This window comes from Actinopolyspora biskrensis, from assembly GCF_013408175.1.
GTDB lineage: Bacteria > Actinomycetota > Actinomycetes > Mycobacteriales > Pseudonocardiaceae > Actinopolyspora > Actinopolyspora biskrensis.
On sequence record NZ_JACBYW010000008.1, the window covers coordinates 121590 to 141965 of the forward strand.

17 protein-coding genes and 1 riboswitch are annotated in these 20376 nt (G+C 69.3%); of the genes, 8 read left to right on the forward strand and 9 right to left on the reverse strand.

Annotated elements, in window-relative coordinates:
• Window positions 1-7: 7 nt before the first annotated feature.
• The 4 genes from FHR84_RS19535 to FHR84_RS19550 are packed head-to-tail and all read right to left on the reverse strand — an operon-like array spanning window position 8 to window position 3768.
• Entirely contained in the window at window positions 8-754 is a 747-nt protein-coding gene (locus FHR84_RS19535) for a (2Fe-2S)-binding protein (RefSeq protein WP_179536993.1), read from the reverse strand.
• 49 nt (window positions 755-803) lie between these two features.
• Window positions 804-1589, reverse strand: coding sequence for an ABC transporter ATP-binding protein (locus tag FHR84_RS19540; RefSeq protein WP_179536994.1), 786 nt, complete (start codon window positions 1587-1589; stop codon window positions 804-806).
• Window positions 1586-2719: a FecCD family ABC transporter permease gene (locus tag FHR84_RS19545; protein ID WP_179536995.1), complete on the reverse strand. Its 1134-nt coding sequence runs from the start codon at window positions 2717-2719 to the stop codon at window positions 1586-1588. The genes FHR84_RS19540 and FHR84_RS19545 overlap by 4 nt, the downstream gene beginning before the upstream one ends.
• A gap of 11 nt (window positions 2720-2730) precedes the next feature.
• Entirely contained in the window at window positions 2731-3768 is a 1038-nt protein-coding gene (locus FHR84_RS19550) for an ABC transporter substrate-binding protein (RefSeq protein ID WP_179536996.1), read from the reverse strand.
• A gap of 21 nt (window positions 3769-3789) precedes the next feature.
• Window positions 3790-3961: riboswitch (cobalamin riboswitch) on the reverse strand.
• A gap of 170 nt (window positions 3962-4131) precedes the next feature.
• Here FHR84_RS19550 and FHR84_RS19555 point away from each other — a divergent pair.
• The 3 genes from FHR84_RS19555 to FHR84_RS19565 all read left to right on the forward strand — a co-directional run bounded on the left by FHR84_RS19555 (window position 4132) and on the right by FHR84_RS19565 (window position 5802).
• Window positions 4132-4338, forward strand: a complete 207-nt coding sequence (locus tag FHR84_RS19555) for a hypothetical protein (protein WP_179536997.1) — start codon at window positions 4132-4134, stop codon at window positions 4336-4338.
• Between the two features lie 124 nt (window positions 4339-4462).
• On the forward strand, window positions 4463-5104 hold the full coding sequence (locus FHR84_RS19560; protein ID WP_343075341.1) for a TetR/AcrR family transcriptional regulator: 642 nt from the start codon (window positions 4463-4465) through the stop codon (window positions 5102-5104).
• The gene (locus FHR84_RS19565; protein ID WP_179536999.1) at window positions 5101-5802 is read left to right on the forward strand and encodes a YqeB family protein; all 702 of its coding nucleotides are present in this window, start codon (window positions 5101-5103) and stop codon (window positions 5800-5802) included. Before FHR84_RS19560 ends, FHR84_RS19565 begins: the two co-directional genes overlap by 4 nt.
• Before the next feature lie 104 nt (window positions 5803-5906).
• Here the strand turns inward: FHR84_RS19565 and FHR84_RS19570 are convergent, their stop codons facing one another.
• The 3 genes from FHR84_RS19570 to FHR84_RS19580 form a co-directional block, all read right to left on the reverse strand.
• Window positions 5907-6593 carry a hypothetical protein gene (locus tag FHR84_RS19570; protein WP_179537000.1) on the reverse strand — a complete coding sequence of 229 codons (687 nt, stop codon included), beginning with the start codon at window positions 6591-6593 and terminating at the stop codon, window positions 5907-5909.
• 274 nt (window positions 6594-6867) lie between these two features.
• Complete coding sequence (locus FHR84_RS19575; protein WP_179537001.1) at window positions 6868-7695, reverse strand: SAM-dependent methyltransferase; 828 nt, start codon at window positions 7693-7695, stop codon at window positions 6868-6870.
• A 307-nt stretch (window positions 7696-8002) separates the two neighbouring features.
• Complete coding sequence (locus tag FHR84_RS19580) at window positions 8003-8809, reverse strand: SAM-dependent methyltransferase (protein ID WP_179537002.1); 807 nt, start codon at window positions 8807-8809, stop codon at window positions 8003-8005.
• A gap of 178 nt (window positions 8810-8987) precedes the next feature.
• Here FHR84_RS19580 and hrpB point away from each other — a divergent pair, with 178 nt between their 5' ends.
• From hrpB to FHR84_RS19595, 3 genes are all read left to right on the forward strand, one after another.
• Window positions 8988-11471, forward strand: a complete 2484-nt coding sequence (gene hrpB / locus FHR84_RS19585) for an ATP-dependent helicase HrpB (RefSeq protein WP_179537003.1) — start codon at window positions 8988-8990, stop codon at window positions 11469-11471.
• A 262-nt stretch (window positions 11472-11733) separates the two neighbouring features.
• Window positions 11734-12537 carry an alpha/beta hydrolase family protein gene (locus FHR84_RS19590; RefSeq protein WP_179537004.1) on the forward strand — a complete coding sequence of 268 codons (804 nt, stop codon included), beginning with the start codon at window positions 11734-11736 and terminating at the stop codon, window positions 12535-12537.
• Window positions 12538-12685: 148 nt separating this feature from the next.
• Window positions 12686-13795 (forward strand): tyrosine-type recombinase/integrase, encoded by a 1110-nt coding sequence (locus FHR84_RS19595; RefSeq protein ID WP_179537005.1) that lies wholly within the window; start codon window positions 12686-12688, stop codon window positions 13793-13795.
• A gap of 94 nt (window positions 13796-13889) precedes the next feature.
• Here the strand turns inward: FHR84_RS19595 and FHR84_RS19600 are convergent, their stop codons facing one another.
• Complete coding sequence (locus tag FHR84_RS19600) at window positions 13890-17045, reverse strand: UvrD-helicase domain-containing protein (RefSeq protein WP_179537006.1); 3156 nt, start codon at window positions 17043-17045, stop codon at window positions 13890-13892.
• Window positions 17046-17381: 336 nt separating this feature from the next.
• Between FHR84_RS19600 and FHR84_RS19605 the strand changes: the two genes are divergently transcribed.
• Entirely contained in the window at window positions 17382-18020 is a 639-nt protein-coding gene (locus FHR84_RS19605) for an acetate uptake transporter (protein ID WP_179537007.1), read from the forward strand.
• Window positions 18021-18103: 83 nt separating this feature from the next.
• On the opposite strand, the gene FHR84_RS19610 is transcribed toward FHR84_RS19605, so the two are convergent.
• Window positions 18104-19090 carry a malate dehydrogenase gene (locus FHR84_RS19610; protein ID WP_179537008.1) on the reverse strand — a complete coding sequence of 329 codons (987 nt, stop codon included), beginning with the start codon at window positions 19088-19090 and terminating at the stop codon, window positions 18104-18106.
• Between the two features lie 209 nt (window positions 19091-19299).
• On the opposite strand from FHR84_RS19610, the gene FHR84_RS19615 reads away from it, so the two are divergent.
• Complete coding sequence (locus FHR84_RS19615) at window positions 19300-20016, forward strand: 3-keto-5-aminohexanoate cleavage protein (RefSeq protein ID WP_179537009.1); 717 nt, start codon at window positions 19300-19302, stop codon at window positions 20014-20016.
• Window positions 20017-20376 lie beyond the last annotated feature (360 nt).

The following is a 20376-nucleotide window of genomic DNA, read 5'->3' on the forward strand; positions in this document are numbered from 1 at the left end:
GGTTCTGTCAGTGCGGAGCGGCCTCGCGGAGCAGGGCGTGCCGTTGGTCGGGAGAACGGCCGGGGCAGGACGAGCACTTGTCCTCGCCCGGGGCCCGGTAGAGCAGGCAGCACGAGGTTCGCCTGGTGAACAGCCGTGAGGTGCCCGCCTGCGAAGCGATCTCGGTGTAGCGCGGTGATGGCATCGGAGCGTCGATGGCTGTGACCAGCGGTGCGGCCAGGGCGGTGGCTCGGGCCGGCGTGCCCTGTGCGCGGCCTGCCCAGAGAAGGCACCCGGCGATGGCGTCGGTCGCGATCGCCCAGAGCGGGCGCTGCCGCATCCGGGCCGCGGCGGAGACCGAGGCGATGCTCCGTTCGAGGGTCTGCCGCAGTGCCTCGGCCAGTGATTCCAGCGGGGTGCTGCCGGTGAGCACGCTCACCGAGGTGACTCCGGTCAGCCTGCTGTCCGGGTGCCAGTGCAGTCGCAGGTCGGCCAGCCGGGGTGACAGCACCTCGCCGGTGACGACGAACGAGGCGACCGATGGTGTGATCAGCCTGGTCGAAGCCGAGAACCACCACAATGTGGCGAGCACACGCGCTTCCTCGGTGTTCCAGATGCGGCTGCGCAGCCGCATCTGCTCGGCCATCCAGCCGGGATCGTCGACCAGGGATCCGGGCACCTGTTGGCAGCCCTCATCCGGGAGCAGCCGACCGTGCTCGGTGGGACGTATCCCGTCGAGGGTGCGGGCGAGTAGTTGGTCCGCGTGCGTGGTCATGCCTCTCCTGGGGACGGCGGTGAGTCGCGGTCTGCGCGGCGACGGACGGTCAGTTTCCGAAGAAGACGGTCGGAATGCCCGTACGGGGATGGGCGCCGACCTCGGCGTGCACGCCGTACACCTCGGACAGCAACGACTCGGTGAGAACCTCGGCGGGAGTTCCGATCGCCGCCACCCCACCCGCAACCAGCACGCACATCCGGTCGCAGAACCGGGCGGCCAGATTCAGGTCGTGCAGAGCGGCGAGGGTCGTCACTCCCAATCGGCGCACGAGTGCCAACACGTCGAACTGGTGACGCATGTCCAGGTGATTGGTGGGTTCGTCGAGTATCAGCACCCCCGGTTCCTGCGCCAGTGCCCGGGCGATGAGCACCCGCTGCTTCTCCCCACCGGAGAGCTGGCCGAACGGACGACGGGCCAACTCGGCCATCTCGACCATTTCCAGCGACACTGTCACGATCCGCTCGTCGCCGAGCCGGTCCCCGCCGAGCCCCCTCCGGTGCGGTGCGCGTCCCATCTCGACCACGTCGTAGGCGGTCAGCTCGAACTCGGCGGGGAGTTCCTGGGGCAGCGCCGCGAGCCGCCGTGCCAGCACCCGACGCGGCATCCGGAACACGTCCGTCCCGTCGACCAGCACCTGCCCACTGGCGGGCCGCAGGTATCGGTAGGCCGTACGCAGCAGCGTCGACTTTCCGGCCCCGTTGGGACCGACCACACCGACGACCTCACCCGGCGCCGCCGTCAGCGACACGCCCGAGAGGACCTCGCGCCCTCCCGCGGTGCGGGAGACGTCCCTGAGCTCCAGCTCGGCCGGTCGCACCTCGTGATGGCTCATCGGTCACCCCTTTCCCGGTGCGCCTGACGGCGCAGCAACCACACGAAGAAAGGCCCACCGCACAGCGCTGTGAGCACCCCGATCTGGACCTCCTGCGGCGCGGCCACGGTGCGGGCGGCGAGGTCGGCGAGGACCAAGAACGTCGCTCCCAGCAACGCAGCGGCAGGCAGTACGCGTCGGTGATCGGCTCCGACCAGCATGCGCACCGCGTGCGGCACCATCAGGCCGACGAACCCGATGGAGCCGCTGACCGCCACCATCACACCGGTCATCAGCGACACCAGCACGAACATCCCGGTGCGGAAGCGGGACACGTCCAGGCCCAGGGTCCCGGCCGCCTCCTCGCCCGCGAACAGCAGATTCAGCGATCGGGCCTGCCACAGCAGACCGGCCAGACCGGCCAGCACCACGGTCACCGGCACAGGCAGGGTCTCCCACTCGGCACCGGCTACGCTGCCCAGTGTCCAGAACCGGATCGAGGACAACAGGTGCGGATCGGCGGCGGTGCTCAGCAACAGGTCGGCCAACGCGGACAGCACGTAGGACACCGCCACACCGGCGAGCACGAGGCGGGTGGTGGTTATTCGACCCCCCGAGCCGGCGAGCGCGTGGACGGCGATCAGGGTGGCCACCGAGCCGGCGAACGCGCCCACCATCGGTGTGGCGAACGCTCCGAACAGCGTGGCCCCGGACACCAGTACCGCCACAGCGCCCAGGGACGCTCCCGAGGAGATCCCGAGCAGGTAGGGGTCGGCGAGAGGGTTGCGGACCAGGGCCTGTAGCGCGGTCCCGACGGCCGAGAGCCCGGCACCGACCACTCCGGCGAGCAGCACCCGGGGCAGCCGCACGTCCAGCACGATCGTCTCGTAGGCGGTCGGCCAACCGGGATCGATCCATCCCGGAAACACTCGGCTCACGAGGACGGCGGCCACGTCGGAGGGGAGCAGCGAGACAGAGCCGACCGCGAGACCGATGACGACGGCCGCTGCCAGCGCGGCGCCGAGCAGGGCCAGCACCAGCGGGTAGGGAACCCGACGCTCGCGCGGCGAAACGCGTTCCGGGGCGGGGTGACGATCCGGTTGCGGTGACGAGGTCGTTTCCGCCGGTGCGGCGTTGTCCGCGCTCCTCATGTTGCCGCCGCTCACCGGGACCGACCCGGGTGCAGCTGTTCGCTCAGGTCGGCCACCGCGCGGGGAACACGCACCCCGGCCACCACGGAGGAGAGCGGCAGCACCGCGAACCGTCGGTGCTTGATGGCCGGGACGTCCGCCAGCGCGGGCTTGTTCAGCAGCATGCGCTTCTTCTGCTCGACCGTGGTCGATCCGTAGTCCAGGATCACGATCCACTCGGGACGCCGCTGGACCACCTGCTCCCAGGAAGCATCGACGAATCCCTCGCGCTGGTCGGCGAAGACGTTGTGACCGCCGGACATGCGGACGATCGCGTCGACGACACCGTCACCGCCCGCGGTGTAGGCCGTCTTCGCGCCGCTGTCGTAGACGAACGCGCTCACCGGCTGCGCGTCACCTTGCTCGCGCCGGGCCTTCGACAGCGTCGCGTTCATACGGTCGATGAGGCCCTGCGCCCGGTCCGGAACATCGAAGATCTCGCCGATCGTCCGGATCTCGTCGTGGACCTCGGACGCGCCCACCGACCCGTCGGTGCAGCTGGCGATGTTCAGGTGAGTCCTGATCCCGGCTTTGCGCAGCCGTTGGCGTGAGCGTCCGTCCTGCTGGTCGAACGCGCTGGAGTAACCGCCGTAGACGAAGTCGGGCGCTGTCTTCAGCAGCACTTCGTAGGAGGGGTACCGCTCGGCCAGCACCGGGATCCGCCGGTACTCGTCGCGATACTCCGGCAGGACGCTGTCGTCCAGGTAGGCGGTACCCACCATGCGGCCCGCCAGCCCGAGCGCGAGCATGATCTCCGTGGTGTGCTGGTTCATCGTCACCACACGCTGCGGAGGCCGCTGGTAGGTGGTGGCCATGCCGCAGTTGGTGACCGTGACGGGGAATCCGGGCGACGGCGCCCCCTGCTCGCGGGGTCCCGTGCGCGCGCCTGTGGTGCCGCATCCGGCGATCAGCGCGATCAGTGTCAGCGCGGCGAACGCCGTGGCAACGCGTCGTGACCGGTCGCGTCCGGCGCGAGGCCGGGCGACGATACATGTCGCCGGGTGGCGCATCTGTCCTCAATCCATCGTCGAGCGGATGCCTGCGCCGCAGCCGGTCTCCTGGCTTCCGGATCGTCACGTCCGCGCTGCCTTCCCGGCGCTTCGGCCGGTGGCGTCGTCGGTGCGGGACGCTCCCCGGTCACAGTGGCGAGGACCACGCCGGACTCACACCGGCTTCCCGAGCACTGCGGCGAGCACTGAAGCTACATCGTCGAAGCGCGGTGTTGGTCCCTCGCATGACATAAGCCACTCACCTGCTGCCGCACGGACTCGTCGTTGCCCGCGCCGATGACAACGGCCGACAACAGTTGACAGCCCCAACACCCCGACGGCATCGCCGCGCTGACCTGGGATCGGACTCCGCGCCGTTTTCCCGTGCTACCCCCGCCGTGCGAGCCCGCCGAGGTGCCGCCCGGACTCGTGGTGCTGGAGCTGGCCACCCCGGACGGTGTTCCGTGCTCGGTGGCCGACTGGCTGCACCGCCCACTGCGTACCCGAATGATCGGGCCCGACTACGAGGCGGCACGCGACAGGGGCCTCCGCGTGGGGACCGGCCCCTGCACGAGTGCGTCGAACTCCTGATCCACGCATCGCGGATCAACGCTCCGCACCCCCTGACACCCGCATAGCCGGTCCGGTGCTGCGGCACCCGACGATCAATCCCGCCTTCTTCTAATAGTTCGACTGGTCGGTTTAAGATTTGATCGTGGCCCGTACCGTCAATCAGCAGCAGCACCGGCAACGCCGCGAAGCCGTCACCACGGCGGCCGCGACCCTGTTCGCCCGGCACGGTTTCGCGAAGACCACCACGGCCGAAATCGCCAGGGAAGCCGGCATCAGCACGGGAAGCCTGTTCTACTACTTCCCGGACAAGCCCGCGATCTTCCGTGCGATCTTCGAACAGGACATCGCCGCGTCCCGGGCACTGCTCGACGAACACGCCGGAACCGAGGATCCGGTCGCGTCGATCCTCGCCGTCGTGAGCGCTCTCGCTGCCCCCGCCCGTGACGAGCGGGCTCCCGGACTGCTGGTCGAGCTGCTGCGCCAGGTCGGCAACGATCCCCAGCTCGGGGAAGTCGTCGCGATCAACGACACGATCGTGCGGGACGGACTGGCGGCGCTGCTGCGGCAGGCGGCCGCCGAGGAACGCGCCGACCCCGACCTCGACGCGGAACGGGCCGCGGCCTGGATCCAGGCGATCATCGACGCGACCTACCTCCACAGCGGGGACAACTCCGCCACAGATCCGCTGCCGATGCTGCGTCTGATCGTCACCCGGTTCCTGGGGATCGACGACGCCCCGGCAACAGCAACCGAGCACGACCCGAACGCGGAGGAGACCCGATGAGCGGACACCACGACCACGTGCGCATGCCCCGTGGCTACCTGTGGCTGTTCCGGCTCGGTTGCCCCCTCCTCGGCTTCGGGCTGGCGCTCGTCGTCAAACCACTGACACGGTGGCTGATCGAGACACTGGACTCCGCCCCCGGTCCGTTGCGGATCGCCGCCGAGATCCCCACCTCTTGGGCGATCCCGATCCTGATCGTGGTCGGCATCGGAGCGGGCTACTGGCTGTCGCGTGAGGCCGAGCGGGACAGCCTCGCGGTGACCGTACAACCCGACGGCGTCATCGCAGCGCACCGCGACACCGAGCGCTACATCCAGCGTTCGAGGGTCGGGGCCGTGTTCACCGACCCCCAGGAACTCGTCGTGCTCACCCCCGCCGGACGCGAGGTCTTCCGCGGTTCCGCGACCGACCTGTCGAAATCACACCTCACGGAGGCGTTCCAACGCCACGGCTACCCGTGGCGGGGAACCCGCGACCCCAACGAGGAGCAGTACCGGAACTGGATGGACGGGGACCCCGACCTCGACGAGGGGACGCACACCCTCCTGCGGGCACGGCAGGAGGCCTTACGGTCCGGAAACCGCGGGGAGACCGAGCGGATCCACGCCCAGCTCCAGGAGGAGGGGATCGCCGTCCGCGACCGGGACAAGAAGCAACAGTACCGCCGAATCACCGGGGGTGGTGTCACCACGCCCTGAACCGTCCTCACCGCGCGAGGCGGAAACCGCCGACGAGGCGCCGATTGTTCCGCGGGGCTCCACGGCAGGGAGCGGGGCGTGCCGGTTCGTCCGGTTGCTTCCGGTTACGGGTGCGGACGTTCGATCGGGCAGCCGGCCAGCACGGTCGAGATCCGGCAGCCCGCGGTGACCCAGTCGACGAGGTCGTCGTCGATGTAGCCCAGCAGGGTCACCACATCGTGGTGGCGGGCTTTGAGCGGCTGGTTCCAGACCCTCTCGTGGTGGGCCAGCCTGTTCCTGAACTCGTGCAGGCGCGTGACGGGGTGTTCGACGGTGGTGCGGGCCCGGTCGGGAGCGGCGGGGAAACCGCCGGCGATATCGGGCCACAGGGTCGTGGCGTAACGCTTGGCCAGCAGGAACCGCCAGAAACCGAATCCCAGCTCGGTCAGCGTCTGCCCCTCGTCGGCGACCTTGCCCTTGGCCCGCACCCGCTGACGGGCCGTGGCGATGTCCCGGCGGGCGCGGCCGTCGAGCTCGCGGGCGGTGTCGTCCAGCCAGGAGCCCGCCCGGCCGGCCGCGGCATGGCGTGCGGCGAGCCGACCTGCCAACACGTTGCGCAGCACGACCTCCAGATGCCCCAGGGTCTCCCAGAACGCGCCGCTGATCCGCGCGTTCCACCGGTACAGGTCGAGCGCGGCGACCGGATCACCACCGCAGGCGTCCAGGTAGCCCTGCATCCGGGGTGCTCCGAACAGCGACAGCAGGGCGCTGTCCGGCGGTTCGGTGGTATGCGGGTTGTGGGCGGGGCTCACGAGCGGGTACTGTAGTAGACGAAGATCCCAGGTCGGTCCCTGGTAGTCACTTTCGGTGACAGGTCATACCGCTGGGGTTACGAGCCGAAGAGGCGCCGCCCGCCCCGGGCGGCGCCTCTTTCGTTCCCGCAGCCGCCGAATCCGCACGCTCGGCCGTCGGCGGACGTCCGTCGGTGAGCGCTGAAACCCACACGCGAACCGTGCCGTGACGTGGAGACGCGCGATCCGGGGGACTTGCCGGAACCAGTCCGGCGAGCAGAACACGGCGGATCGCTCACCTCAGCACGCCGACCGCGCCGTAACCGTTGCTGCGGACGGCGTACTCCTCGGAGACGGGCTCGACGGGTCGCCATCGTGCGCTGGGAACCAGCCCCGGCTCCAACAACTCGTAGCCGTCGAACATCGCCAGGACCTCCGATCGCTCCCGGGTGCGCAGGGTCGGGGTGGTGGTGCTTTCGAAGACCCGTTGTGCTCCCTCGACCTCGCCGGTGGAGGCGTCCAGCGCGGCGGAGTGGGACAGCACGAGTGCGCTGCCGCCGGGGCAGGCGTCGCGGTAAGCGGTGACCAACGTGGCCGGGTCCGGCGTGTCGATGATGTCCAGAACCGCCGCGGCCAGCACGGCCACCGGGCGGGTGAAATCCAACAGCCCGGACACACCGGGTGCCGCCAGCACGGTCTCCGGTTCGCGGACGTCGGCCTGTGTCATGGTGACGTGCCGGTTCCCGGCCAGCAGATGTCGAGCGTGGCTGACCGCGATGGGCTCGATGTCCACATAAGCCACCCGGGCGGCCGGGTTCACCTGCTGGGCGATCTCGTGCACGTTGCCCCTGGTGGGAATGCCGGACCCCAGATCGAGGAACTGCTCGATACCCGCTTCGGCGCAGGCCCGCACGGCACGTCCCAGGAACGCGCGATTGATGTGGGCCCATTCGGTGTTGCCGGGAAAGGCCCGCAACAACTGCTCGGCCGCCGCGCGGTCGGCGGCGAAGTTCGTCGAACCCCCCAGGAAGTAGTCGTACATGCGGGCGATGTTCGGGGTGTGCTCGTCGAGCTCACTGGACCGGGGAGCCAACCTCGCGACGTTCTCCTCGTGATCGCGCATCGAGAACAGGCTGCCACGGAACGGTTCCGTCGACCATCGTTTCGGCCACCACGACACGGGTGACTCGTCGGTGGGGAGCTGTTTCGCCTCCTCGTCAACGCGGGCCGCAGGACCCCGCGCAACAGCAGGGGCCCACTGGCACTGAGCACCGAGGCGAACTCGGCGATCAGGGTTTCCCGGAAGAACTCGAGACAACAGACGAAGACCTCGGAGCGCGAACCCAGCGGATCGGTCGGTTCCGCGAAAGCAACCACCTGCGGGAACCCACGCACGATGCCGGTGGATGTCAGGGCCCTCTGGCTTCACCTCAAAGGGGGAGTGGTCGCCCGACGGCCCCGTAGAAGGAGCAGGACGCGGCGTCCTCGGCATCCTCGGGCAGGTCGGGATGCCATTCGGGCACGAACACCAGCCCGGGATCGACCAGCTCGAAACCGGACAGCATACCGGCGATCTCGTCACGGCTGCGCAGATAGGCCGGGTTCTGACTGTTGCGGTAGAGCTCGGCGGCCCGCGCGACGTCGGGCAGGGTGTCTCCGGACACGTGGGAGAACACCAGATACCCACCGCTGGGCATGCGACGTCGGTAGGCCTGCAGAATTCCGGCCGGATCGTCCCGGTCACCGACGAAGTGCAGCACCGCGACCATGAGCACCGCCACCGGCTGATCCAGATCGAGCAGCTCGCGCGTGACCGGCGAGTCCAGCACCGCCGCGGGATCGGTGAGATCGGCCTGCAGCACGGCGGTGTGCTCGGTGTCCCGCAGCAGCAGCTGGCTGTGCGCGACCGCGACGGGCTCGTTGTCGACGTAGACCACCCGGCTGTCCGGCTCGATGTCCCGGACCACCTCGTGCACCGGCCCCGCCGTGGGCAGCCCGCAGCCGAGATCGACGAACTGGCGTATCCCGTGCGTGGCCAGATAGCGCACACTGCGGCGCAGGAACGCGCGGTTGACCCGCGCCAGATGCGGCATCTGCGGGAACACCTCGTAGATGCGCCGGGCCAGCTGCCGGTCCGCGGCGAAGTTGTAGTTCCCACCGAGGTAGTAGTCGTACAACCGTGCCGCCGAGGGCACGTCCACATCGACTCCGGGAGGAACCCAGGAAGGCCGCGACACCACACGCTCCCAACAACGCCGTACGTTCACCACCCACCGTAGCGATCACCACAACCCGTCCGAGCGAGACGCGGATGTTTACGCCGCGAGAACCGGCGCCGCCCGGCCCCGGGACCGAACCGAGCACCGCGTCACGGCTCCCCACACCCCCGAAAGGAGCGACGATACCGTTTCACCGATGACGCTCACGCCGCCCGAGTTCCCCGACCTGCCGGTCCGTCCCGTTCTCGGCGAGATCGGTGACAAGCTGGACAGCGACGGCACCGCCGTGCTCGTGGCCCCGCCAGGCACCGGGAAGACGACCCTGGTTCCCCTGGCACTGGCCGAACGAGGACTGCGGGTGGTGGTGGCCGAACCACGCAGGCTCGCGACCAGAGCCGCGGCCACACGCATGGCCGAACTGCTCGGCGAGAAGGTCGGCGACCGCGTCGGCTACGCCGTGCGCGGCGAACGACGCTCCGCACCGAGCACGCGGGTCGAAGTCGTCACCTCCGGGCTGCTGGTGCGGCGCCTGCAGTCCGACCCCGAACTGGCCGGGGTGGACGCCGTCATCCTCGACGAGTGCCACGAACGCCACCTGGACGCGGACCTGCTGCTGGCCCTGCTGCTGGACGCGCGCGACGGGCTTCGTCCCGACCTGCGAGTACTGGCCGCCTCGGCCACGGTCGCCAGCGACCAGCTGGCCGAACTGCTCGGCGAACAACAACCGGCCCCGGTCGTCCACGCGCACGGACGTTCCCACCCCGTCGAGACACACCACGTCGCCCCCCTGCGCAAGGAACCGGTCGAGGCCACCGTGGCCCGCGCCGTGCGCACCGCGCTGGACGAACAGCACGGCGACGTGCTCGCCTTCCTGCCCGGTGCCGGCGAGATCGCACGCACCCGCGAGCGGCTCGCCGACGAAACCGACGTGGACGTGCTGCCGCTGCACGGGCGACTGCCCACCCGCGAGCAGGACGCCGCGCTGCGACCGCGCACGCGACGAAGAGTCGTACTGGCCACCGCGGTCGCCGAATCCAGCCTCACCGTTCCCGGAGTGCGCGCGGTGGTGGACTCCGGCCTGTCCCGCGTGTCCCGGGTGGACCACCGGAGAGGCCTGTCCGGACTGGTCACCATACGAACATCGCTGGCCGTGGCCGAACAGCGCGCCGGACGTGCCGGACGCGAAGGCCCCGGCCACGCCTACCGCTGCTGGCCCGCCCACGAGCACAGCACACTCGTGCGCTACCCGGAACCGGAGATCCGCACCGCCGACCTCACCCGGCTCGCCCTGGAACTGGCCTGCTGGGGAACCCCGGACGGCAGCGCGCTGCGCTGGTGGGACGCCCCACCGGAAGGCCCCCTGGTCGCGGGCCACGAGGTGCTGACCGCGCTGGGCGCCCTGGACGGCAACGGCGAGATCACCGAACGCGGCCGCCGAATGTCCGGACTCGGACTGCACCCGCGGCTGTCCCGTGCACTGCTGGACGGCAGCGCCTGGACCGGGCGCCGCACCGCCGCCGAGGTCGTCGCGCTGCTGGACGACGACACCCTCGCCCAGGACACCGAACTGGCCACGGCGCTGCGCAAGCTCCGGGACGGGGGCAACGGCTCCCAGCGCTGGCGGCGGGAGGTACGGCGCATGGAAGCGATGGTTCCCACCACGAGCAGTCCTCCCGACCCCGGCGACGATGCCCTGGTGGTGGCGCTGGCGCACCCCGAACGGCTGGCCCGTCGTCGTGCCCCGCGATCACGGGTGTACCTGATGTCCGGGGGGACCGCCGTGGAACTGCCCCGCTCCGAAGTGCGCGAGGACCCCTCGGGGATGCCCACGTCCGAGGGACTGGCCGGATCGGAGTGGCTGGCGCTCGCTGTCGCCGAACGCGACCCCAGCCGCGTGCACGGATTCGTCCGGCTGGCCGCACGCGCCGACCAGCGGCTCGCCGAACAAGCCGCCCCCGGGATGCTGGCGGTCAACGAGGACATCGCATGGCACGAAGGGGACGTCCGCGCACGCACCGTCCGTCGCCTGGGTGCGATCACCCTGTCCGAGAAAAAGCTGGAGAACCCCCCGGCCGGGGCAGTGCGGGACGCGCTGCTCGAAGGGCTGCGCAGCGAGGGACTGGAGCTGCTGCACTGGGACACCGAGGCTCGCCAGCTGAGGCAACGCCTCGCGTTCCTGCGCGGCGTGTTCGGCGAACCGTGGCCGAGCACCGCCGAGGACGACCTGCTGGCCGCGGCGGAGACGTGGTTGGAACCCGAACTGTCGAACGCGCGGACTCGCGCCGATCTGGAACGCATCGACGCCGGGCAGGCGCTGCGCCGCCTGCTGCCGTGGCCCGAAGCCGGACGGCTGGACGAACTCGCCCCGGAACGCATCGAGGTGCCCTCCGGTTCCCGGGTGCGCGTCGACTACGACACCGAACAACCGGCCCTGCCGGTGCGGTTGCAGGAAGTTTTCGGCTGGACCAGCGTGCCCACCGTCGCCGACGGGCGGGTGTCCGTGCTGATGCGCCTGCTCGACCCGGCAGGACGTCCCGCAGCGGTCACCGGTGACCTGACCTCCTTCTGGAACAACGGCTACCACCAGGTCCGGGCCGAACTCCGCGGGCAGTACCTGAAGCACCCTTGGCCGGACGACCCCTGGGCTGCCTCCCCGAGCAGACCGGGCCGGGGGCGGTGATCGAAAGCGGAACCGAAGCGGCGGTGCGGGCCACGTGGGGCGCGGCCCGCACCGAGTCGACCCCGACGGTGCCGGTGTGGTCGGCTCACCGCTGATGGTCCGACGAGGGGAGAGGTGCGGCCGTGCCGCGGCTGCTCTCCGGCGGCGTTCGGAATGGCGTGACGTGCGGGCCGACCCGCACGACAGCGGTCGACCCGCCATGCTGATTCCACCGGTGGCGTAATCGATTCCCGGCGCGCGGCCGCGGACCTACCGTGGCCGCATGCACTCACCGATCACGGGCACGGCTGCCGGTGTGCCGTTCACCGCGCTGCCGCCGAACGATGACGGCCCCGCGCCGCTGATCGTCACCTGGCACATGCTGGACGCGCCGAGGTCGGACGCCGCGTTCGCCGCCGCGCTGCCGATGAACGGTCTGCCCGCGTGGCGGGTGCACCTCGGCATGCCGATGCGCGGGGAGCGGATGGCCGACGGCAGCACGGCCGCCATCTCGGAACTGATCCGCGAGGACGCCCTGATGTCCTTTCTGCACCCGTTCGTCCGACAGGCGGCCGAGGAGTTCACGGCCGCGCTGGCGTCGATTCGTGCGCAGCTGTCGGTCGACGACGGGCCGATCGGCGTGCTCGGCGGCTCGCTGGGCGGGGCCGTCGCGCTGCGGGTCCTCGCCGAGACCGAGATACCGGTCTTCGCCGGAGCCGTGGTGAACGCCGCCATCCGGATGCGCTCCGTCGTCGACCTGCTGTCGGACGACTACCCCTATGACACCGAGTCCGCGAAGGCCGTCGACAGTCTGGACTTCGTCGCCGAGGCTGGCACCATCGCTGGTCGCTCGCCGTTGCTGGTCGTCAGTGGCGAGCTGGATCACCCGGCGCTGCGCACCGACGCGTTGCATCTCGTCGACGCCCTGGGGGAACGGGCCGAACTGCTGTCGATCACCGAGCTGGCCCATCCGCTCGCCGACGAACCCGGCATCGAGCCCGCGCCACAGCTGCCACCGGCCCGCGAGGTCGACGCAGGCCTGACCACCTGGCTCCGACGACACCTCACGGAGACAGGCCGGCTGTAGTCGCCAGGCCGGGGAACACCGCGGACAGTCCCCGGAGGTTCCTCACACCCCCGAGTCGCAGCACCGCAGCGAACACCGCCCGCCACACACACCGAGATCGTGCTAGGTTGCCGCGGGCAGCGTTCGGCGAACTCGCGGGAGACCTTCGATGGAGGCGGCACCACCCGAAAAACACACCACCCCCGCCCACTCGCGCGAAGCGGCCACGTCCACCGACGTGTCCGCCGAACTTCCCTCCGCCGCGCGTGAAACCCTTCCGGCCCCGGAGCCGGGACAGCGCTACCACCTGCGCGGGCTGACCGAACTGTGGGCCCGCGAACTCGTCGAACAGGCCGAGCGCGACGGACGCGACCCGCACACCGCCCGCTCCTACACCCACGCGGTGGCCCGCTGGCTGCGCTTCTGCCAACTGGAGAACATCGACCCGCTGGCGGCACGCCGCGCCGATGTGGACCACTGGGTCTCCGGACTCGACGTCGGACCGGCCACCGTCCGAACCCGCCTGGCCGGGGTGAGCAGCTGGTACGGCTACCTCATCGACAACGACGCGGCCACCAACGACCCCGCCTCCCGCGTCAAACGCCCCAAGCACAACCGCCGCTCCAACGGTTCGGACACGGCCTGGCTCTCCGACGAGGAGCTCAACGCGCTACTGGCCGAAGCCACCCGCCGGGCCGAGAACGCCACCCCCGAAACCCTGGAAACCGCCGTCCGCGACGCCGCGGTGCTGCGGGTGCTGATCACCACGGGCGTGCGCTCCGGTGCCGTGCGCAACGCACGACTGCCCGACGACCTGGGAACCCGAGGCGGGCACCGGCTGCTGTACTACAGCACCAAAGGCGGCGGGCAGTCCGCGAAACCCCTCGTGCCCTACGCCGCGGCCATGGTGGACAACTACCTGCGGCTACGAGCCGCCCGCCAGGAACTCGACACCGCACAACTGACCGGACCGCTGTTCGCCGGAACCCCCTACCGCGGAAAACCGGGAGGCAGGCCACTGTCGAACAGCTACCTGGCGAACATGCTCCGACGCACGGCCACAGCAGCGGGCATCAACGACCCCGAACGCCTCGTGCCGCACTCCACCCGCCACAGCGTGGCCACCTCACTCGGCAAACGCCGCTCACTGGCCGAGGTGCAAACCTACCTCGACCACGCAGACCCCCGCACCACACGCCTCTACCTCCGCGTGGACGAGAACCTCAACAACAGTCCCGCCTACACCATGGCAGGCGTCATCGACGACCCCCACGAATGACCCGCACACCGACGACGCGGGGAAACAGCGCCCGGCAGGGGAGAGGTCACCGGAACTCCACGGGCACGCCCGCCCCTCCCCGGGGGCGAGCCACTTACAGCAGGGTCAACTGCCGCTGCTCCCTGCGCTTGTTCGCGCCCTCCTCACTACGCACCGCCGAGGAACCCAGCTCGGACAGGAACGGCGACGGGGAACGCTGCCGCCCCTCGTCCGAGCCCCCACGCCGCGCGGCACGGGTCACGTACAACCTCCGCTGCGCCCGGGTCATTCCCACGAAGAACAACCTCCGCTCCTCGGCGTGCTCCTCCCGCTGGTCATCCGGCCAACGCAACGGCAACAACCCGTCCTCGCAGCCCACGAGAAACACCACCGGGTACTCCAACCCCTTGGCCGCGTGCAGCGTCAACAACGACACCGCATCGGCCCGCGGATCCAGGGTGTCGACCTCGGCACCGAGCAGCACCTCCCGGCGAAACCCCTCCACGTCCGCACCGAAACGCGAAGCCAACGGCCTCAACAGCTCGACAGCGGCGTGAACGGTGTCGTGCTCACCGGGCACGGTCGCCGCCACCCGCTCGGCGGCCGACCGCAGCCGCTCGGTCACCTCCCCGCCGTCTTCCGAGACGTACCCCAGCTCGTTCAACAACGGCTCCACCCCGGCACGCGCCGACAACGGGTCGTGACTGCGCTTCTGCACGGGGAAACCCTGCCGGACCAACTCCTCCCGCAGCACACGCGACTGCGCGTCCGTGCGGTAGACGACCGCGATGTCACCGAACCCGACCGACCCCTCCTCGTAGCCATCAGTGCGGCCACTGTCCAGGGAGTGAAAGGACGAACCCCCGAGAAGCTCGTCCACGGTGCGGGCCACGAACCTGGCCTCGGCGCTCTCGTCGGAAGCACGGTGCACCACGATCGGATGCTCGGCGACATCACCCACCGGATGCAACTTCCGGTCCGGGACCAGACTGCCCGGCTCGATGGCCCGAACAGCGCCCTCCACGATGTGGCGCCCGCTGCGGTAGTTCCGCGTCAGCTCCAACACGGGCGCCTCCGGGTAGTCCTGCTCGAAACGCAGGAAAAACCCGACATCGGCCCCGCGGAAACCGTAGATCGCCTGGTCCGGGTCACCGATCACGGTCACGTTGGCCGTGGCAGGCGCCAACAACCGGAGCAGCCGGTACTGCACCTCGTCGACGTCCTGGTACTCGTCCACGGTGATCCACGGGTAACGCCGCCGGTACCGCTCGACCAGCCCGGCGTCCTCCTCCAACAGCCGAACCGGCAGCACGAGCAGATCGTCGAAATCGACGAGCCCCTCCGCCCGCAACGCCTCCAGGTAGCGGGGCAGCAGCTGCCCGACCTCCTCCCGGACCTCACCGCCACGGCGTGCCCGGGAAATCTCCGAACCGAGCCGCCGCGCGCCACGCTCGTCACCGGTCAACCCGGCCAGGATCTCGTGCCTACGCCGACCGTCGGCCACACCGAACTCCTCGGGCAGCCCCAAAGCCGCGTGGTTGTCCCGCACGAGGTCCATGCCCAGCGAATGGAACGTGGCCACGGTGACCTCGGAGCCCTCCGAACCGACCAGCTCGCCGAGCCGGTCGGCCAGCTCGACAGCGGCCCGCCGGGTGAAAGTGATCGCCAGACACTCCCGCGCCGCGACACCGCGCTCCCGGATCAGATGGGCGAGCCGGTGCGTGACCGTGCGCGTCTTGCCGGTTCCCGGGCCGGCGACGATCATCAACGGCCCCGACCGAACCCCGGCGGCCGCCCGCTGATCGGGATCGAGACCGGCGAGCACCCCCGCACCGGCATCCGCACCCACGGCGGGAACCGGCCGTGCTGAGCCCTCTTCCCCACCGACGGAGGGTGGGGAAGTGGTCGGCTCGCCTTCCGGCGGTGCCGCCGACCGTGGTGCGGAATCCGACTCCGGGGAACGCGCCGCGGCCCGCAGCATCGAATCGTCGAATAACGAGACGGACCCCCTCGAGCGCAGCCGGGACAGCTCGTCGGGGTCGAAAACCCGGATCCTGCCGTACTCGCCGTCGAACCCGGCCTCCCGGTGCACCGAACCACTGCGCAACCGCTCGATCGCCTCGGCGACCAGCGGGTCGTCACCACGCAACCGCTCGACGGGAACATCCTCCAGGATGGCCAGCTCCGAACCGTGCCTGGCGGTCAGAGTGCTGATCTCGCCGAACACCTTCTTGCTCTTCGGCCCCACGCCACGAAGCTCACCGATGATCTCCGGAAGCGGAATCAGGTTCCGATAACCGGCCGCTTCGCTCGGCCGCACCCCGAAATCCCGGTCGGCCAGAACGTCGACCCTGTTGAGCACCCCCACCGTCAACGGCTTGCCGCACTCGGGGCACAACCGCCCGTGACTCCGCGTGTCCGCGGGATCGAACCGGATGCCGCACTTGCGGTGCCCGTCGAGGTGGTACTTGCCCTCCTCGGGGAAGAACTCCACCGTCCCCTCAACACCGCGGCCCGTTTCCAGCGCACGACGCATCGCGAAGTAATCCAGCTCGGTGTCGAAAACGGTGGCCTCCCGCGCGAGCATCGGCGGGGAGTGGGCGTCGGAATGACTGACCAGGGTGTAGCCGTCCAACCCGGAAAGACGCCAGTTCATCTCCGGATCGCTGGAAAGCCCCGTCTCCAGCGCGAAGATGTTCCCGGCGAGGTCCCGGTAGCACTCCTGAATGGAGTTGAACCCGGCCTTGGAGCCCAACACCGCGAACCACGGTGTCCAGATGTGCGCCGGAACGAGATAGGAGCCCTGGCCGGACTCCAGGGTGATCTCCAACAGGTCCCGCGAGTCCAGCCCCAGGATCGGACGACCGTCGGAACCGAGGTTGCCGATGTTGCCCAACCTGCGACTGAACTCCTCGGCCGCCTCGAAATCGGGCACATAGCACAGATGATGCACCTTGCGGGTGTAATCACCCTGCTTGTATATCGTGGCGATCTCCACCGACAGCATGAACCGCACCGGCGTGTGGCAACTCGCGGGCAACGTCCGCGACAGCTCACGCTCGTACTCCGGCCGCAACCGCAGCAACCCCGGCTCGGCCGGTTCGAGCACCTCACGCAGGTGCGCCCGCCAGGCCGGATGCGTGAAATCCCCCGTCCCGACGACGGTGACCCCCTTGCGTCGAGCCCACCAGGCCAGGTGCTCGATGTCGCAGTCCTTGCTGCACGCGCGGGAGTACTTGGAATGAATATGCAAGTCAGCGTAGAAGCGCACCCGTCGATCTTGCCAAACGAACCGACCGCCGCACCGACCCGCCAGCCCGAAACCGGCCCCCGCGCCGACCAGACCCCGGACCCCATACGTGGTACCCCAAATGTTCCAAATATCCGCTTGGGGAAGCTTTCAGTGTTCATTCGTCGTGTCACGACCACCGCTCGACGCACCCCACTAGGCGATCCGGGGGTGTGTGATTTAACTTGCCGTAGCTTGTGTCACACAGGCCAACGACAACCGACAACCGAACAGCAAGTCCGAAAATGCCCGACGTGTCCGAAAATTCGGTTCCAACGCGAAATTTCCGGGCCGGACACACTGAGAGGAACGAGGGTATTGGCTGCCGAAAACAGCAATGACACGAACACCGAGAAGAACCACACGGCACCGCCGCCGGACCCCACGGCCAGCATCGCCGATCCGGCCCCGCTCGGACTGGCCGCCTTCGCACTGACAACCTTCGTGCTCAGCATCTTCAACGCCGGCCTGCTCAGCTCCGACCTGGAACCGGTCGTGCTGCCGCTGGCCCTGTTCTACGGTGGTCTCGCCCAGTTCGCGGCCGGCATGTGGGAGTTCCGAAAGGCCAACACCTTCGGTGCCCTGGCATTCACCTCGTACGGATCGTTCTGGTTGTCCTTCGCGGCGTACGTGCAGTTCGTCGTCGGCGACCTGGGATCCGAAGCAGCCACCGCGACCGGGATCTACCTCCTCGCTTGGGGCATCTTCACCGCCTACATGACCGTGGCCGCCACCAGGGTCAACGTCTCCGTGCTGGCGGTGTTCGTCGCCCTGACCCTGACCTTCTTCCTGCTGGCCATCGGTGACCTCGCCGGCTCCGACGCAATCGCCCGAACCGGCGGCTGGGTCGGGATCGTGACCGCGATACTGGCCTGGTACGGATCGTTCGCCGGGGTCACCAACTTCACCTACAAGCGCACCGTACTGCCGGTGGGACCGCTGACCCCCTCCAGCTGACCCCCACTACACGGGCAGCCCGGAATTCGGGGCCGGCAGGAACGAAGTTCCTGCCGGCCCCGAATCGCAACGAACCGCCTCGCTCAGGCCAGTCCGAGCCCGCGCACGGTGTCACGCTCCTCGACCAGCTCCTGCACCGAAGCGTCGATGCGCTCCCGCGAGAACTCGTCGATGTCGAGCCCGCGCACGATCTCGTACCGCCCGTTCCGGGCCGTGACCGGGAACGAGGAGATCAACCCCTCCGGGACACCGTACGAACCGTCCGAAACGACACCGGCCGAAGTCCAGTCCCCCTCCGCCGTGCCGTTGACCCAGGTGTAAACGTGATCAATGGCGGCGTTGGCCGCGGAAGCCGCCGACGAAGCCCCACGGGCATCGATGATGGCCGCGCCACGCTTGGCCACCGTGGGGATGAACTCGTCCCGCATCCAGTCCCGCTCGACCAGATCGGCCGCGATCTTGCCACCGACCTCGGTGTGGAACAGGTCGGGATACTGCGTGGCGGAGTGGTTGCCCCAGATCGCCAATCTGCGGATCTCGTCGACCCCCACACCCAGCTTGGCAGCGAGCTGCGCCAGGGCACGGTTGTGATCCAACCTCGTCATGGCGGTGAAACGTTCCGCAGGAACGTCGGGAGCATGCGACTGGGCGATCAACGCGTTCGTGTTCGCCGGATTGCCCACGACCAGCACCCGCACGTCCTCGGCGGCATTGGCGTTGATCGCCTCACCCTGGGGCTTGAAAATGCCACCGTTGGCCTCGAGCAGGTCACCCCGCTCCATCCCCTTGGCACGAGGCCGCGCGCCGACGAGCAGACCGATGTTGGTGCCGTCGAAAGCCTCCCGGGTGTCATCGGTGACATCGATGCTGTGCAGCAGGGGGAACGCACAGTCGGTCAGCTCCATGGCCGTACCCTCGGCGGCCTTGACCGCCTGGGGAATCTCCAACAGCTTCAGCTTGATCGGAGTGTCCGGGCCGACGAGCTGCCCGGAGGCCAACCGGAACAGCAACGCATAACCGATCTGACCGGCAGCACCGGTAACAGTCACGGTAACGGGGGAACGAGTCATCGAGTTCTCTCCTGGTCGCCGGGTATTACAACGGTGATGCTATCCACTGAACAGCCGACGACCAGCGCCCCCGGCAACGGATCACACCCACCACACACGACCGACCCCACGAAACCGATTCAGCCGCGGAAGCCAGACACCCCCACCCGAACGCCCGACCTCCGGAAATCCGTGTTTCGCCCCGCACGGCGATCACGCAAAATGAACACATGCTGCAGGTCTGCCTCAACGGCGCCCGAGGTCCCCGGGAACACCACCATCTGCCCGTGCAACCCCCCGACCTCGCCAAGGCCGCGGCAGACAGCGTCGCGGCAGGCGCCGAGGACATCCATCTGCACCCCAAAACCCCCGACGGCACGGACAGCCTGGACCCGGCGACGGTGGCCGCCGCCGTGAACGCCGTTCGAGCCGCCGCCCCCGGAACACCCGTGGGAATCACCACGGGCACCTGGACCGCCCCGGACACCGAAGCCAGACTCACCGCCATCGGGAGCTGGACGGTTCTGCCCGACCACGCATCGGTGAACTGGCACGAGCAGGGCGCGGCGGAAATCGCTCTCGCCCTGATGGAACGCGGCATCGGGGTGGAAACCGGCATCCACTCGGGAACCAACGCGGAAGACGACTTCGCACAGTGGCCACAGCGTGGACGGGTGCTGCGCGTACTCGCCGGAGTCACCGATCCCACCCCGAACGGAGCCGCGAACACAGCCACGACGCTGCTCGAACGAATCGGCCCCGGAAATCTCCCGATCCTGCTGCACGGCAGGGGAGCAGGGGCGTGGTCCGTCCTCGCGCTGGCCAAACGACGGGGACTGCACACCCGCATCGGATTCGAGGACACGTTCACGCTTCCCGACGGGGACATCGCGAGCGACAACGCCGCTCTGGTCACCGAAGCGGTGCGAGCACCACCGAACACCTGACTCCCGCCAGCGGGCAGGCCGGGCGGCGCACGGTGTCGTACGAAGCGGCAGGTGGCCGGAGCGTTTCGACGATCTCGTGAGGCGTGCGTCGAAGCCGAGCGGCCGCACCGCGGACGGGACCGCGAGTGCACGCGCGTGCCGCGACAACGGTCTGCCTCGCAGGAGGTATCGACGCTCGACGCGGCAGACGCGACTCCGATGGGTTGGTTCCGGTGGGCATCTCGATCACGTCGTGGCGGTGGAGGGGCTCGACAAGCTTTACTTAACATAATGTGTATTATCGGATAATTGCTTCGAGTGGAGTGCGGTGCGAGAACGCCCCGAAAGCTCCTGCGTGGTCCGCTGTGTACGGGTGCGGGC

Coding starts and splice junctions, on each gene's coding strand:
- FHR84_RS19535 (WP_179536993.1), bottom strand. CDS start 754: ATGACCACGCACGCGGACCAACTACTCGCCCGCACCCTCGACGGGATA.
- FHR84_RS19540 (WP_179536994.1), bottom strand. CDS start 1,589: ATGAGCCATCACGAGGTGCGACCGGCCGAGCTGGAGCTCAGGGACGTC.
- FHR84_RS19545 (WP_179536995.1), bottom strand. CDS start 2,719: ATGAGGAGCGCGGACAACGCCGCACCGGCGGAAACGACCTCGTCACCG.
- FHR84_RS19550 (WP_179536996.1), bottom strand. CDS start 3,768: ATGCGCCACCCGGCGACATGTATCGTCGCCCGGCCTCGCGCCGGACGC.
- FHR84_RS19565 (WP_179536999.1), top strand. CDS start 5,101: ATGAGCGGACACCACGACCACGTGCGCATGCCCCGTGGCTACCTGTGG.
- FHR84_RS19575 (WP_179537001.1), bottom strand. CDS start 7,695: ATGCGCGATCACGAGGAGAACGTCGCGAGGTTGGCTCCCCGGTCCAGT.
- hrpB (WP_179537003.1), top strand. CDS start 8,988: ATGACGCTCACGCCGCCCGAGTTCCCCGACCTGCCGGTCCGTCCCGTT.
- FHR84_RS19590 (WP_179537004.1), top strand. CDS start 11,734: ATGCACTCACCGATCACGGGCACGGCTGCCGGTGTGCCGTTCACCGCG.
- FHR84_RS19595 (WP_179537005.1), top strand. CDS start 12,686: ATGGAGGCGGCACCACCCGAAAAACACACCACCCCCGCCCACTCGCGC.
- FHR84_RS19610 (WP_179537008.1), bottom strand. CDS start 19,090: ATGACTCGTTCCCCCGTTACCGTGACTGTTACCGGTGCTGCCGGTCAG.
- FHR84_RS19615 (WP_179537009.1), top strand. CDS start 19,300: ATGCTGCAGGTCTGCCTCAACGGCGCCCGAGGTCCCCGGGAACACCAC.